This is a genomic window from Allomuricauda sp. CP2A (genome assembly GCF_001683915.1).
Classification (GTDB): Bacteria; Bacteroidota; Bacteroidia; order Flavobacteriales; family Flavobacteriaceae; genus Flagellimonas.
Genome location: NZ_LXTT01000143.1, coordinates 1 through 16,177 on the forward strand (window position 1 = coordinate 1; position 16,177 = coordinate 16,177).

Genomic DNA, 16,177 nt, shown 5'->3' on the forward strand with positions numbered 1-16,177 from the left:
AAAAATATCTATATAAGGAATTAAACTAGTTGAATTCCGAGGTTTATAGATTATTTAAAAATCCCTTAAGCAAGAACTCAAGACGGGTCTTTAGTTAGGAGTACTTAAAAGCTCTGTTCGCTTCAATTAAAATTATTCGCCATGATTATGAACATCGGAATATGATAAAATTAAACGAAAATGCCACTTGTTTTTGTTTGAATGCTAGTAGTACTTTGTGCTGTTGAATTTTTAACCTGGTCTATATAACCTCTTTACGCAGAGATTTTATCAATTAATGGAAAACAAAATATGGGTAAAACAATTACACTTGGTATAATAATAGGAAATAGAGATTTTTTTCCGGACAGTTTGGTGGAAAAAGCAAGAATTGAAATTCTTGACGTTTTCAAAAAACTCAACCTTAAATCAGTCTTGTTGGACACCACGGACACCAAACTTGCAGGTGTTGAAACTTTTAAAGATGCCCAAAAGTGTGCGGAACTGTTCAAAAGGCAGAGTGAAGAAATTGCAGGGGTATTGGTCTTATTGCCCAATTTTGGAGATGAAAAGGGAGTGGCCGATACCTTGAAACTGGCAAACTTGAATGTTCCTGTTCTTATTCAAGCATATCCAGATGAGCTTTCTAAAATGAACGTTGTCAATAGACGTGATTCCTGGTGTGGTAAAATCTCGGTCTGCAACAACTTATATCAGTATGGCATCAAATATTCTTTGACCAGCAAACATGTTATGTCGCCTTCCGAAGAACTGTTCCAAAAAGATTTAATGGATTTCGTGGCGGTCTGTCGAGTGGTAAAAGGACTACGAAATGTTCGCATTGGAGCCGTGGGTGCAAGACCTGGCGCATTCAACACGGTTCGCTATTCAGAAAAAATTTTACAAAGAAATGGTATTACCGTTACTACGGTAGACTTATCAGAAATTCTCGGTAAAGCGGACAGACTCACAAAGGATGATGCTGCCGTCAAACAACATTTGGAGACTATAAATGCTTATGCCCCGAAAGGTAAAACCCCCGATGCTGCCATGATCCAAATGGCGAAATTGGACGTTGTGCTCAATCAGTTTGTAGAAGAATATGCACTGGATGCTACGGCAATACAATGCTGGACATCATTGCAACAGAATTTTGGATGCAATGTATGTACCAGTATGAGCATTATGTCAGAGAACATGCTGCCATCGGCCTGTGAAGTCGATGTAACAGGAACCTTGAGTATGTATGCCATGCAGCTGGCTTCCGGTTCGCCAAGTGCTTTGGTCGATTGGAACAATAACTACGCCGATGACCCCAATAAATGTGTGTTATTTCATTGTGGCAATTGGGCAAAATCGTTCTTGCCCGATATCGAAATCAGCAATGCACCAATTCTAGGAACTTCTGTTGGGGTAGAAAACACCTATGGAGCATTGGATGGGCGTACCCCTGCAAATCCACTGACTTACGGTAGAATAAGTACTGATGACCCAAAAGGTATTATAAAGGCCTATATCGGGGAAGGCGAGCTGACAGACGATCCGCTAAAAACCTTTGGTAATAGGGCGGTGGCCAAAATTGGAGACCTTCAAGGATTGATGAATTATATCTGCAAGAATGGCTTTGAGCACCATGTTGTCATGAATGCATCCAAGACCGGTGCAATATTGAACGAAGCCTTAGGAAATTATATGGGCTGGGAAGTGTACAATCACAAATAGTTTAAGATATGACTGATAGAGAAATGAAGTTGAAATCCATATACCTGAGAAAAAGCCTTCTCAAGTACATCTATAAGGCTAAGGCGGGCCATACGGGCGGTAGTCTTTCGTGTACCGATATTCTCAATGTACTTTACAACCGTGTTTTGAACGTTGATCCGAAGAATTTCAAAAATCCCGATCGGGATCGCTATATTCAAAGCAAAGGGCATTGTGTGGAAGCACTTTTTGTGACCTTGGCAGATCGTGGCTTCTTTCCAGAATCAGATCTGGAAACACTATGCCAATATCAATCGCATTATATAGGACATCCGACGAAAAAAGTAAACGGGGTTGAACAAAATACCGGTGCCTTGGGCCACGGACTACCGATCTGTGTAGGGGAAGCAATTGCCGCTAAACTGGATAACAAAACACATCGGGTATTTACCTTGTTGGGAGATGGGGAATTGCCCGAAGGTTCCAACTGGGAGGCCTTTTTATCCGCTTCCCACTATAAATTGGATAACCTGTACGCCATTCTGGATTACAATAAGCAACAGATTACAGGGTCGAACGAGGAGGTGATGAACACGGGTTCCGTTCGTGATAAATTGGAAACTTTTGGCTGGTCAGTAAAAGAAGTCGATGGACATAATCTTAAGGAATTGGAGGAAGCCTTGAACAACGGACCTTTTGAAACAGGAAAACCAAACTTCATAATAGCCCACACCACCAAAGGCAAAGGAGTAAGCTATATGGAAAGCAATTTGAAATGGCATCATGGTGTGCCCAGTCCGGAGGAGTATGAATTGGCTCAATCGGAGTTAACAGAAGCGGAAGCTGAAATCTAGAGAACTATGCAGTTAGACAATATAGAGGAAAGGGATTTGAAAATGGGCTTGGCCAATCAGGTGGTTTTTGCAAAAACCCTTGAAGAATTAGCAGCTAACGATAAGGCCATTCTAGTAGTGACCAGTGATTCACGTGGCTCTGGCAAATTGGTGCCATTTGCTGAAAAATACCCGAAACAAATTGTGGAAGTGGGCATTGCGGAGCAAAATCTTGTTGGTGTAGCAGCTGGTTTGGCCTCGGCAGGCAAGAAGGCATTTGCCGTATCTCCTGCCTGCTTTTTAAGCGCCAGGGCCTTGGAGCAGATAAAAAATGATATTGCCTATTCAGACAATCCCGTGAAATTAGTGGGTATAAGTGCTGGAGTAAGCTATGGTGCATTGGGTACCACACATCATAGTTTACATGATTTTGCTGTTCTACGTGCTATTAACAACCTGACAATTGTTGCACCTGCCGATAATTTTGAAACCGAACAAGCGGTGCGTAAAGCGGTGGAGTTCAAAAAACCCATATACCTCCGCCTTGGAAAAAAGCCAATGCCATTTTTGAACGAAGCGGACCAAAGTTTTGAGTTCGGAAAAGGACGTGTGGTGCGAGCCGGCGAAGATTTGGCCATTATCGCCAACGGAGAAACGGTATATCCGGCATGGTTGGCAGGAAAAGCCTTGGAGGAAGAACACGGAATAAAAACCACGGTGGTAAGTATGCATACCATAAAGCCCTTGGATACCGATTTATTGGAAGATATTGCCGCGAACGGTAGGCCTATACTAACTGTTGAGGAACATATGGTAAACGGAGGTTTGGGTGAGGCCTGTGCCTCATTCTTATTCCAAAACGGATTTAAAAATCCATTTAAGATTGTGGGTATTCCAGATGAATATACCGTAACAGGATCACAAGTTGAAATCTTTAATCACTATGGTATTTCAGGCTCTGGATTGAAGGACTTTGCATTAGAACTATTTAACAGTAAAAAATAACTGGATGAAAAATATCAAACTAAAAGCCGTTGTGCTTTTCATTTTAATGTTGGGAATACTACCCGTACAGTCACAGTATTTTACCGAAAAACCAAGGGTATTTGTTCTCACTGATATAGAAAATGAACCAGACGATGCCCAGTCCTTAGTGCGGTTTTTGACATATTCCAATATGTGGGATGTTGAGGGAATAGTTGCAACTACCTCTTGTTGGCAAAGGGATAAAACGGCGGAATGGCGTATTCATGAAATTGTGGATGCCTATGGAAAGATAAGAGACAATCTGGAAAAACATGAATCGGGATATCCTGAATATGAATACCTCAAAGGAATCATAAAGGTAGGAGTTTCAAAATTTGGGATGACCGGGGTTGGCGAAGGTCAGGATTCAGAAGGATCGGAGTGGTTGATAAAAGCATTGGAAAAGGATGATGACCGTCCGCTATACGTTCAAGCGTGGGGCGGTGCCAATGTTTTGGCACAGGCACTCTGGAAAATGGAACGTACCAAGACCAAATCAGAACTGGACAAGATCATTTCAAAAATCAGGGTGTACACCATTTCGGACCAGGATGACTCAGGACCATGGATCCGAAATAATTTTCAGAACATATTCTATGTTGTAAGTCCAGGGTATGAGGAAAATGGAGGGGGACAATATCATCTCGCTACATGGACAGGGATTTCTGGGGATAAATTCCATGGGCGTTTCATAGGCCCTGATTTTTCGATTGTTGACAATCCGTGGCTTGATGAACATATTAGAAATAACCACGGGCCCTTAGGCGCGGAGCATCCACATACGGAATATTTGATGGAAGGTGACACTCCTTCGTTTCTTGGCCTGGTCAACAATGGTCTCAACAATCCCGAACAGCCAAACTATGGCGGTTGGGGCGGCAGGTATGAACTCTATGTTCCTCAATTCAAGAAATATATGTACGAACCTGAATTGCGCCCAATCTGGACAGATGCCGATGACGAGGTGTACAGCCCAATTACTGAATCTTATCATACGAGCAATCAAGCAACTATTTGGCGGTGGAGAAAGGCTTATCAAAATGATTTCGCCGCGCGTATCGATTGGAGCAATACAGCTGAATACGGTGAAGCCAACCATCCCCCGGGCGCAAAATTGGACCATCCAAACGAGTTGCTCGTGCGTTCCGGCGACAAAGTAACCTTAAGTGGGACGGGTTCTTCTGATCCTGACGGTGATACCCTGACATACGAATGGATAGTATACAATGAGGTTGGCACGCTCAATATTAATAGGGGCAATATAAAACTTGAAAATGCCAAAGCGTCCACAACAAGTTTTGTAGCTCCAAAAACGGACAAGGCAAAGACCGTACATCTTATCCTTCAAGTTACAGATAATGGAGTGCCAAATTTGACCCGATACCAGAGGGTTATCGTCAATGTATTACCCAAAGAAGAATGAGAAAAGTCGTATTTCATATAGTAGTAACCTTGGTATTGGTTCTTTCTGGATGCAATTCCCGAAATGAAAAGGAACACGAACCTAAAAAAATGGCAGTGGTCATTTCCACCTTGAATAATCCATGGTTTGTGGTATTGGGGGAATCAGCCGCAGAAAGGGCCCAGGAATTAGGCTATGAAGCCACAATTTTTGATTCGCAGAACAACACCTCAAAAGAAGCCGAACATTTTGAAAATCTGATAGCGGCCGGTTTTGATGCGATTTTGTTTAATCCCACCGATTCCGAAGGTTCCGTTTCCAATGTAAAACGGGCAAAACAAGCAAATTTGCCCACTTTTTGTATGGACAGGGAAATTAATTCGTTGGATGTGGCCACCTCTCAAATAACCTCCGATAATTTTTCAGGATGTGTTTCACTCGGGGAATATTTTGTTCGAAAACTGAACAAAAAAGGGAAATACGTAGAGCTTTTGGGTTTGGTCGGCGACAACAATACCTGGAACCGGTCTAAAGGCTTTCATAGTGTGGTAGATCATTTTCCCGAACTTGAAATGGTTGCGCAGCAAAGTGCCGATTTTGACCGGAGCAAGGCGATGGAAGTGTTGGAATCCGTGATGCAATCGAATCCTGATATTGATGCGGTATTCTGCGGAAACGATGCCATGGCCATGGGTGCCTATCAGGCTTTGGTGGCGGCTGGAAAAGCGGATAGTGTAATGGTTTTCGGATTTGACGGTGCTAAAGATGTCATGGATGCCATAAAGGATAAAAAAATATCGGCCACTGCTATGCAATCGCCCAGGCAAATGGCGCGAGCCGCAGCGGAAATGGCAGATGAATTCTTAAAGGGGAAACGGGATTTCAGCAAAAAAACGCCTCTACAGGTAAAAGTAGTTACCCAAGAAAATATCGATGAGTTTGGAGCTTATGGTTCAGATAACTGATTATGAATAAAGTATTAAAGTATAGCATTCTGGTTGTGGTTCTCGGACTTGCCTTATACGCTTCCGTTAACATTAAACCGCTGGATGAAATCAAAAAGAGCAAAAGTGATTTGACATTCAATGCAGCATCCTATGCCAGCGATTTTATGGCGAACAAAATCGAAACGCTTCCAGCGATCAATGCTTCCGATTTTTTGGGCAATATCTCCGATGAACTTGAAAATTATACTGAACAGAAAGGGAAAAAACTGGGCATCAGCGATGAGTATAATTTTATCATTGAGGGTGAAGCAAGGATAGCCGCTATCGAAGAGGAGTACATTACGGTTCTGCTCGAAGAAAACCAAGAACTGAGGATTGCGACCGAATTTATATTTGGTAATGCCATTCGCGATGGCAGCGGAATGGCCAATATCAATGATTATCAAAATACGATGGATTTCAACTCCATTTCCGTTGAATTGAACAATATTGTCCGTGAAACCGTTGTGCCGCCTTTTAAGAAGAATGCTAAAATTGGCGATGCCCTATATTTTAAGGGAGCCGTCACAATTGATATTGCAGACCCACAAATAAATGGGATTAAAGTGATTCCCCTGATCATTAAATTCAACGACTAAATTGGAGAATCTATCCGACATATTATTTGAGGCCCAAGGCATTACCAAAAAATTCGGTGGGGTTACCGCATTGGATAATGTTAATCTGAAAGTGCACACAGGCAAGGTCAATGTCATTGTTGGCGAAAATGGTGCCGGTAAATCTACTTTAATGAAGATTTTGTCAGGAGTGTATCCTGACTATGAGGGCAAGCTCCTTTTCAACAATGAAGAGGTTCATTTCAATAATCCGAAAGAGGCTATGCAAAAAGGCATTGCCATTATCCATCAAGAATTGAACCTGATTCCATATTTGACCATCACACAGAATATCTTTTTAGGCAGGGAGGTCCGAAATGCATTTGGGCTTCTCGATTCGAAATTGATGCGCAACAAAACCAAGGAACTTTTGACACGGTTGAATTGCGATTTAAACCCAAGCACATTAGTTTCCGAACTAAGGGTGGGCGAACAACAATTGGTTGAAATAGCAAAGGCCCTACTCGGTGAGGCAAAAGTCGTGATTATGGATGAGCCAACATCGGCCATTTCCGACTCGGAGGTCGAGTCGTTGTTCAAAATTATTGCCTCCTTGAAAGAGCAAAACGTGGCCATTTTATATATCTCCCACAAATTGGATGAGCTCTTATTGATCGCAGACCGCTTCATTGGGCTGAGGGATGGAAAAATGGTAGGCACTATTGAAAGTTCCGCCGAGGCCAAAAAGGATGACCTCATTCGTTTGATGGTAGGGCGTGATATTAAAGATGTGTTTCAAAAAGAGAAAGTACCCTTTGGGGAAGAAGTGCTACGAGTTGAAAAAATGAGCCTGCCAAGGAAGTTTGATAAATCGAGCTATGTCTTTAAGGATATCGATTTTAGTGTAAAAAAGGGGGAAGTCCTCGGAATTTTCGGACTGATGGGGGCAGGGAGAACCGAGCTTTTGGAAACCATTTTTGGGTTGCACCCCAAGGTAATGTCGGGCACCGTATATATTGAAAACAAAGAAGTTAAGATACGATCCGTCATGGATGCCATTAGAAATGGAATGGGCCTGGTGCCCGAAGACAGAAAGGAAGATGGTCTGGTCTTGCAGATGGAAATAACCAAGAATATAAGTATGGCAAGCGTTGGGCAAGTCGTAAAGAACGGATTATTGAGTTCAAAATCAGAAGCCAGTTTGTCAAAGAAATATATTGAGGCTCTAAAAATAAAGACCCCTTCGGAAAAGCAGTTTGCAAAAAACTTAAGTGGTGGGAATCAGCAGAAAGTAGTGCTTGCAAAATGGTTGGCGACGAATCCTAAAGTCCTGTTTCTTGATGAGCCTACAAGAGGAATCGATGTGAATGCCAAAAATGAAATCTACCACCTGATAAATTCGTTGGCAAAAAAGGGCTTGGGTCTTGTTGTCGTTTCTTCTGAACTACCGGAAATCTTGGCTATTGCCGATCGCATTTTGGTCTTAAGTGATACGAAAATAAATGCCGAATTCAATCAAGAAAATACCAATGAAGAATTGATTATGCAAGCTGCAATATTATAAAGAATCATAAAGAACAAGCTAGAATACCACCAAAATGACCAATATTAAAAGCACCTTGTTGAAATTTCAGTCCATCATCGCCCTTGTGGTGTTGTGTGTTGTTCTGACCCTACTGTCCGATAAGTTTTTGACTCCCGAGAACGGATGGAATATCATGCGGCAAATTTCAATCAATGTCTGTATTTCGGTAGGGATGACATTGGTAATCCTTACCAAAGGCATCGACCTTTCCGTAGGATCTATGCTAGCTTTTGCAGGAGCGATAACCGCGGGTTTACTACAAAACGGAATAGAGATTCCATCGATGAACATCTTGTTGGAGTTTACGGTTTTCGGAGCCATTTTCGCCGGGTTAATAGTTGGAGGTGGGCTTGGAACCTTTAATGGGTGGATGATCACAAGATTTAAGGTTCCCCCTTTTGTAGCGACCCTGTCGATGTTGACCATTGCCAGGGGAGCCACAATGTTGTGGACAGGAGGTTTTCCCATTACCGGTTTTGGTGACACCTTTGCCTTTATTGGTACGGGTTGGTTTTTGGGCATTCCCATGCCGGTCTGGATTATGGCGGTCGTGGTGGCCATTGCAATGGTAATAACTAGAAAAACCGTCTTCGGCAGGCATATTTATGCCGTTGGGGGCAATGAAAGTGCCGCACGTTTATCGGGTATCAATATCAATAAGGTAAAAGTCTGGGTGTACGCCATCGCAGGTATTTTGTCTGCTGTTGGCGGTATCATTCTCGTTTCTCGATTAGATTCGGCCCAACCCAATGCCGGTATGAGTTACGAACTCGATTCTATTGCCGCTGTGGTCATTGGGGGCACTTCATTATCGGGAGGCAGGGGTTCCATTACGGGCACCGTGCAAGGGGCTTTGATCATTGGGGTTTTGAATAGTGGTTTGGTTTTGTTGAACGTATCCCCCTTTTGGCAACAAATCATCAAAGGATTTGTCATATTATTGGCAGTGATCATGGATCGTTTAAACCATCCGAACGAAGATTAGTCAATCAAAAAACAGCGTTTTAACCAATATGACAACATCTTATATTTTAGCAATTGACCAAGGTACTAGCGGAACTAAAGCGATTATTTTTGATCAAAAAGGGAAACTTGTTACCAAGGCCAGCGTGCCTTTGACTTCCTATTATCCAAAACCCGAATTTGTTGAACAAGATCCTGAGGAAATTTATCAAAATGTGATCGATGCGGTTGCTCATTGTCTTCATGAATTTGAGCAACAATATCCAGGGCATAAAGAAAGAATAATTAGCTGTGGCATATCGAACCAAAGAGAGACCTTTGTACTTTGGGATGAACATGGCCATCCTTTGTGCAATGCCGTGGTCTGGCAATGCAAACGCTCTATTGCAATTTGCAATGGACTTCAGGAAGAAGGAATGGAAGCCGAAATAACGACCAGAACCGGATTAAAAATTGACCCCTATTTTTCTGGAACCAAGCTCATTTGGCTCTATAAGAACAACAAAACAGTACAACGAGCCATTGATGAAGGGCGATGCCATTTCGGAACAGTCGATACATGGCTGCTTTACAAACTTACCAATGGTACGATGTACGCGACTGATATGACCAATGCTTCTCGCACCTTACTTTTTAATATTTCGGATCTGAAATGGGATACCGTGATACTGGAAAGTTTTGGTCTTTCGAAATTAAAAATGCCAGAAATAAAGTGCTCCTCAGCACAATTTGGTACTACTACTTTAGACGGTCATTTTACAGAAGGGATTCCTATAACAGGACTTATGGGCGACTCCCATGCCGCAGCATTCGGAGAAAGGTGCTTTAGCCCGGGAACCGCAAAGGCTACAATGGGAACAGGTTCGTCCGTTTTATGGAATACTGGGAACAACCTAGTACGGTCGGAAAAAGGAATGGTTACCACCATCTGCTGGAGTATAGAGGGTAGAGTCGACTATGCCTTAGAGGGTGTGATCGTGAGCTGCGGGGCTACCATTGAATGGCTTAAAAATCAATTGGAACTTTTTGAGGACAGCGTTGAGACGGGACAGATGGCCACCAGCTTGACCAGTAATGAAGGAGTTTATTTGATTCCAGCCTTTAGCGGCCTTGGGGCACCACACTGGCAAATGGATTGGAAAGCTTCAATTCATGGGATTACCTTCAAAACGGACAAAACCCATTTTGTACGCGCCGCATTGGAATCCATTACCTACCAGATTAAGGATGTTATATCCGTAATGGAAGCAGAGAGCAATATTGAACTAAACGAATTAAATGTTGACGGAGGTATTTCGGCCAATACTTTTCTTATGCAATTCTTGACCGACCTATTAGGAACTAAGGTGGTCAATATTGGTATTGCAGATGTTTCGGCATTAGGGGTGGCCTTTATTGCCGGCTTGGGTGCGGGACTCTGGAAAGACTTAGACGATTTACCCAAACCAATGGAAAATTTACAGGTTTATAAACCTTCATCAAAAAATGATCTCGTAAAAAAGAGCTATGAAGGTTGGCTAAAAATACTGAACGAGAGAAAATTGGCGATATAGTTTATCTTTTCAAAAACTATATACTAAGCTCCTTCCGAAAATCCCTTGGGGTCATACCGCTAAATTTTCTAAAAGTTGCGTTGAATCTACTAATTGAGTTAAACCCGGACTCATAGGCAATTGAAGTTATCGAATCTTGGGTAATGCTTAACTTTCGTTTGGCATACAACAGCCTTTGTTCCAGTAAATAATCAGAAATAGTATAACCAAATGCTTTTTTGAATATAACGTTAGCGTAGTCTGGGTGTAATTCCACGGCCTTAGCTACATCTACGACTTTAATTGGACTATTAAAGTTTTTGGCGATATAGACAGCTATTTTTTCGACCAAATTTATCGGAAGCGGCTCAACCTTTTCGATAGAAGAAGTGGCATTCATTGTTCTGTAAGCAAACCGTTTTAAATACGCCTCGATTTCCAGACTACAAATTTCCTTCAGAACCTCAGTGTCCCTATTAAGTTCATCGGCCCAACGTTCGAATATTTGATTTGCTAAAACAGGGTTTGAAGGTTTGTAAGTCGTAGCTTTGAGTTCGCCTCGAAAGAGCATGTCCAAAAATTGCTTTGGGAGATTCCAACTGAGCAATGTGGAAAAAGGAATTGTAATTACGTGATAAGGGGCATCTTCGGAAAAATCAACAATCTGATGTGGAAACAATGCCCAAAAAACAATCATCCTACCTTTTTTGATCTTAAATTTTTGGTCATGAATCAAATAAGTCAATGATCCTTCAGGTAAGTAGTTGATTTCAATCTCATTATGTCTATCCGGCCTTTCCATTAACTTGGGCTGCCATAACTCACATGTCAAGCCGTATGGCTTTAAGTCCTGCCTGTTTTCATCGAATTTCTTTAGCATATCGGAAAACGATAGATTATAATGCAAATATAAGTTTTATCTACTTAAATACTAGTAATAATAGATGACTATAGTTCAAACGAATATGAAGAGCGACTTAATTTCTATTAGTAGATTATACTACCGAAATTTGGATAACAGTATGGAATTTCATGTTAGGGAAGGTTACCCCTTGAGTTATATTTTACCTGTCCAAAAGGTTTAGTACAATGCCCCGCATATTTATGGTCTTTTCAAAATAGCAATAGTACCATTAGGATAACTACCACATGCGACAGTTGTATATAAAGGCCATTTTACGGCACAAATTTTTATAAAAAAGTTTAGATAGCGGTTAATAGCAAACCATATTTTAAGAAACTTCATTAAACTTATATTGCAAAACACCTATAAGTTTTGCCTCTGAATGTACCGTTTTGAATGCAGTTTAGAGTTCGGTTAATCAGTTTTGGAAATAGAATAAAGCATTGATTGTGAGTTTGTTGAAATTAGAGTTTTCTTTCGATTATCCCGACGAACCACTAAATAGGCGGTATCAAAGCACTGTCAACTGACTGATTGACAGTGCTTTTTGTTTTTTTTCGCATTCATTTCAAACCAATTGAACCTTCCTTCTTCACACTAAAATTATTTTCAAATAACGCTAGTGTCATCGCTTAGATGCTGTTTGATAATATCCCAATGTATTGATAAACAACGTGTAAAATCAATTCAATTGCTGAATTGATAGAGCTGTTCCAATCTCTTCACTTACCTCGAAACACGTATAATTTTAAAAAAGAATCATAAGTTTCCCTGTAATTTTTTAGAGAATTTATAGTATATTCGCTTGTAATGTGTTGAATTAACACTTATTTTGTGAATCAGAGCGTATTTCAGTTGTGTTCCTGTAACGTCAAGTGATGGAATAAGGTAACGGTATGGATTTCTAACTTGAAAAAGGGAAGACTCCATGTTAAATACTCGAAAGCCCTGATGTCAAAATTTTAAAAAAACTGTTTCAGGATGTTTGGGTCATTTCCCTTTTTACAAATTGTTCTGGAGCAGAGTGGGAATCGACAAAAAGTAATAGTATGCGCTTTCCTTTATTTTATGGGCCTTTACTTACGGCTGCTGCACCATAGAATTAAAATAGGGAGGGTTGTGTATAATTTAATCAATTAAAGAACATCAGCTAACAAGCAAAATCTAACAACAGTTAACTAAAAACAAACAAGTATGAAACTTTTTTCTGTAACGCTGGCTATAGCATTGGCATGTTGTGCCACAGCTATGTCCCAAACCGACCAACAAAACATAATCGAGGATTTTAAGCCCTCTACATTAAACCAACCCGGGAAAGAATATCCCCAAGTCAATTCACAGGGATATGCCCGTTTCAAGATAGAGGCACCCGCAGCAGACAGCGTAAGGGTAAGCCTTGGACTTGGCGGAAGGGGCGGAACAAAACTGACCAAGACCGAAGATGGTTTTTGGATGGGCACAACCGAGGGTCCTATGGACGAAGGGTTCCATTATTACCATGTAAATGTTGATGGTGGTACCTTTAATGATCCGGGCGCCCTGAATTTCTATGGATCTGTGCGTTGGGAAAGTGGCATAGAGATACCGGCCCATGATCAGGATTTTTATGCATTGAAGAATGTGCCACACGGTAAGGTTGAACAAGTTCTTTTTCCTTCGGAAAGCACCAACACTTCCCGAAGGGCTTTTGTGTACACCCCTCCAGGGTATACTGAAAATCAATCTAAAAAATATCCCGTATTGTATCTGCAGCACGGATGGGGCGAGGATGAAACCGCATGGAGCAACCAAGGACATGCCAACCTTATCATGGACAATCTTATAGCCGAGGGAAAAATTGAACCTTTCATTATTGTGATGACGTATGGAATGACCAATGAAATCAAATTTGGTGGTCTTAGGAATTTTGATATTACCCCATTTCAAACCGTTTTGGTGGACGAATTGATTCCCTACATCGATGCCAATTTCCGTACCATGGCCGATAAGTCGCACAGGGCCATGGCCGGCCTTTCCATGGGCGGGATGGAGACAAAAATGATCACGCTCAACAAGCCCGAGGTCTTTTCGTACTACGGACTTCTTAGCGGAGGCACCTATAGCCCCGAGGACATCAAGGAAAATGCAGATGTAAAACTGATATTCTTGAGCTGTGGGAGCAAGGAAAGACCCGAAGCTGTCAAGAGTGCCGCCACCGCATTAAAAGAGGCCGGGATAAATGCCGTTTCCTATATTTCCGAAGGAACTGCCCACGAATTCCAGACTTGGAGACGTAGCCTGCATGAACTTGCCCCGCTTCTTTTCAACTAATCTGATCAGGCAAAAAGAAAGCATCATGAAACATGCATTTTCTATTGTAGCGATACTTTTTTTTACGGCACAGATTACATGTGTGGCACAATCAAATTATGAACCTTCAGAGACCAACCAACCGGGGAAAGAATATCCCAAAGTCAATTCTGAAGGACGTGTCAAGGTCAGCATCCTTGCCCCGGAAGCCAAAAAAGTACAATTGGACATCGGCGGTGTTAAATACGATTTGACCAAGGACAGCGAAGGGGTCTGGACAGGCGAATCAGCTCCGCAGGATGAAGGCTTTCACTATTATCAGTTGAACATTGATGGCGCTTCGGTTCCCGACCCTGGCACCAAATACTACTATGGTGCTGGTAGATGGGGGAGTGGTATCGAAGTCCCCGCCAAGGATAAAGAAAAATATGCCCTGAAGGACGTTCCCCATGGCAAGGTTTCCGAGCAGCTCTATTTTTCCAACATAACCCAGGCCTGGAGAAGATGTTTTGTATACACCCCTCCGGGGTACAACAAAGACACTACAACCGAATACCCAGTACTGTACCTTCAACATGGTAGTTTTGAGGATGAAACAGGCTGGGCCGAACAAGGAAAAGCCAATCTTATTTTGGACAACCTGATTGCGGCAAATAAAGCGGTTCCCATGATTGTTGTCATGGATAACGGCTATGCTTATAGGCCATCGGAGGGTAGTGCACGACCGCAATCGGTGTTTGAGGAGGTTTTGATCAATGAGGTCATCCCATTGATCGATACAGAATACCGAACAAAATCTGATAGGGAGCACAGGGCCATTGCCGGACTTTCTATGGGCGCCAACCAGACCATGCGCATCATCATGAACCATCTGGACAAGTTTGCTTCTTACGGAGGTTTTAGTGGTACATCAAACTATCCCAACAGTGATGAGATTGACACTGCCACATTTTTGGACGGAAAGTTTCATGATGGCGATGCGGTGAATGAACAGATCAACGTTTTTTGGCTCGGGCTGGGAACCAAAGAGCCGGATATTTTCATGAAAACCGTGGGTGCCTTCAAAAATATGCTGAAAAAACAGGGTATCGACTATACTTTTTATGAATCAGAGGACACCGCCCACGAATGGTTGACCTGGCGGAGAAGTCTATATGAATATGCACAACTGCTTTTTAAAAATTGAAGTATCAACACTGAATTCTTAACACTTCTGAAATGATTTTTACACGCTTATTTTATACAATTTTCGCATTTGCATTTCTGTTTATATCGACCTTAGGTTTTGGTCAACAGGCAAATGTAAATCTGGACTACAACCCCCAGAAAGATACGGAAGGGCTCATCCCCTTTAGTGCACAGGTAAACTCTCCCGAAGTACATGACGACCAAACCGTTACGTTTCGTTTGAAGGCTCCCCATGCGCAAACAGTGGAATTAAATCCAGGCGCCATTAACACAGCTTTGGGTAAGGGCAGGGAACCCATTCCTTTTACCAAAGGAAAGGATAGTATTTGGACATTGACCATTGGGCCACTACCTCCTGATATGTACGCATACCATTTGCGGGTTGATGGCGTTCAAATGGCCGATCCAAATAACACGTATGCGGCATTTACTGCCATGCCTCCCTATAGCGAATTGATCGTACATGGAGATAGTCCGGCATATTATGATGCAAAAGAGGTGCCTCATGGAAATGTCACCCGTCACATTTATCATTCTAATGTGACCCAAGGCGAACGTGAACTGTACGTGTACACCCCGCCCGGATACGACCCTGAAAAAAAATATCCCGTTCTCTATTTATTGGGTGGAAGTGGCGAACTGCCTTCAAATTGGGTATATGACGGCAGAGCGAATCTAATCATGGACAATCTTTTGGCAGAAAATAAAGCCAAGCCCATGATAATTGCCATCCCCAATAATCAGATCATACACAGAAACCATCCACAGCATTCTGAACTCACTTTCGATATTTTTGAGAAAGAACTTAGAAACCATGTCATTCCGGTGGTCGATGCAAATTATAGCACGATCCCGAACCCCAAAGGAAGGGCAATCTCCGGTTTGTCCATGGGAGGTCGGCATAGTATGTTTATCGGTTTCCGCTCGCTCGATTTATTTGCGAATTTTGGTATTCTTAGTGCTGGAGATACCACTGCGGAAACCACGTTGTCCCATTTTTTAAATGACCCAGAAGTAAATAATAAGATAGATTATCTTTTTGTGGGCCAGGGTACCAAGGAAGCGGAAGGTTTTTTTAATGCAAGGGTTCAGGGTCTCATCGAGGCATTAAATAAACATGATATAGAACACGAATACTACGTAGGTGGAAACGGGGGGCACGACTGGTCTACCTGGCGCCATCTTTTGTACTTTAGGTTCTTGCCCAACCTTTGGCAGAATTAGAACAACCA

General features: G+C 42.1%; 13 protein-coding genes. 12 read left to right on the forward strand and 1 reads right to left on the reverse strand.

The window, feature by feature from the left end; genetic code table 11:
* Window positions 1-291: 291 nt before the first annotated feature.
* The 9 genes from A7D14_RS17050 to A7D14_RS17090 are packed head-to-tail and all read left to right on the forward strand — an operon-like array spanning window position 292 to window position 10,585.
* Window positions 292-1,701 carry an L-fucose/L-arabinose isomerase family protein gene (locus A7D14_RS17050; protein ID WP_067037326.1) on the forward strand — a complete coding sequence of 470 codons (1,410 nt, stop codon included), beginning with the start codon at window positions 292-294 and terminating at the stop codon, window positions 1,699-1,701.
* Between the two features lie 8 nt (window positions 1,702-1,709).
* Complete coding sequence (locus tag A7D14_RS17055) at window positions 1,710-2,534, forward strand: transketolase (RefSeq protein ID WP_067037328.1); 825 nt, start codon at window positions 1,710-1,712, stop codon at window positions 2,532-2,534.
* Between the two features lie 6 nt (window positions 2,535-2,540).
* Window positions 2,541-3,518, forward strand: a complete 978-nt coding sequence (locus A7D14_RS17060; RefSeq protein WP_067037330.1) for a transketolase family protein — start codon at window positions 2,541-2,543, stop codon at window positions 3,516-3,518.
* A 4-nt stretch (window positions 3,519-3,522) separates the two neighbouring features.
* The gene (locus A7D14_RS17065; RefSeq protein WP_067037332.1) at window positions 3,523-4,962 is read left to right on the forward strand and encodes a DUF1593 domain-containing protein; all 1,440 of its coding nucleotides are present in this window, start codon (window positions 3,523-3,525) and stop codon (window positions 4,960-4,962) included.
* On the forward strand, window positions 4,959-5,906 hold the full coding sequence (locus tag A7D14_RS17070) for a D-ribose ABC transporter substrate-binding protein (protein WP_067037334.1): 948 nt from the start codon (window positions 4,959-4,961) through the stop codon (window positions 5,904-5,906). The genes A7D14_RS17065 and A7D14_RS17070 overlap by 4 nt, the downstream gene beginning before the upstream one ends.
* Window positions 5,907-5,908: 2 nt before the next feature.
* Complete coding sequence (locus A7D14_RS17075; RefSeq protein ID WP_067037336.1) at window positions 5,909-6,526, forward strand: DUF2291 family protein; 618 nt, start codon at window positions 5,909-5,911, stop codon at window positions 6,524-6,526.
* A gap of 1 nt (window position 6,527) precedes the next feature.
* The gene (locus A7D14_RS17080) at window positions 6,528-8,048 is read left to right on the forward strand and encodes a sugar ABC transporter ATP-binding protein (protein ID WP_067037338.1); all 1,521 of its coding nucleotides are present in this window, start codon (window positions 6,528-6,530) and stop codon (window positions 8,046-8,048) included.
* A 34-nt stretch (window positions 8,049-8,082) separates the two neighbouring features.
* Window positions 8,083-9,054, forward strand: coding sequence for an ABC transporter permease (locus A7D14_RS17085; protein WP_067037340.1), 972 nt, complete (start codon window positions 8,083-8,085; stop codon window positions 9,052-9,054).
* A 28-nt stretch (window positions 9,055-9,082) separates the two neighbouring features.
* The gene (locus A7D14_RS17090; protein ID WP_067037342.1) at window positions 9,083-10,585 is read left to right on the forward strand and encodes an FGGY family carbohydrate kinase; all 1,503 of its coding nucleotides are present in this window, start codon (window positions 9,083-9,085) and stop codon (window positions 10,583-10,585) included.
* A 16-nt stretch (window positions 10,586-10,601) separates the two neighbouring features.
* Here the strand turns inward: A7D14_RS17090 and A7D14_RS17095 are convergent, their stop codons facing one another.
* Complete coding sequence (locus A7D14_RS17095; RefSeq protein ID WP_067037344.1) at window positions 10,602-11,444, reverse strand: helix-turn-helix domain-containing protein; 843 nt, start codon at window positions 11,442-11,444, stop codon at window positions 10,602-10,604.
* A gap of 1,218 nt (window positions 11,445-12,662) precedes the next feature.
* On the opposite strand from A7D14_RS17095, the gene A7D14_RS17100 reads away from it, so the two are divergent.
* The 3 genes from A7D14_RS17100 to A7D14_RS17110 are packed head-to-tail and all read left to right on the forward strand — an operon-like array spanning window position 12,663 to window position 16,169.
* Window positions 12,663-13,778 (forward strand): alpha/beta hydrolase-fold protein, encoded by a 1,116-nt coding sequence (locus A7D14_RS17100; RefSeq protein ID WP_067037346.1) that lies wholly within the window; start codon window positions 12,663-12,665, stop codon window positions 13,776-13,778.
* A gap of 25 nt (window positions 13,779-13,803) precedes the next feature.
* Window positions 13,804-14,943, forward strand: coding sequence for an alpha/beta hydrolase-fold protein (locus tag A7D14_RS17105; protein ID WP_067037348.1), 1,140 nt, complete (start codon window positions 13,804-13,806; stop codon window positions 14,941-14,943).
* A gap of 32 nt (window positions 14,944-14,975) precedes the next feature.
* On the forward strand, window positions 14,976-16,169 hold the full coding sequence (locus A7D14_RS17110) for an esterase (RefSeq protein ID WP_067037350.1): 1,194 nt from the start codon (window positions 14,976-14,978) through the stop codon (window positions 16,167-16,169).
* Window positions 16,170-16,177 lie beyond the last annotated feature (8 nt).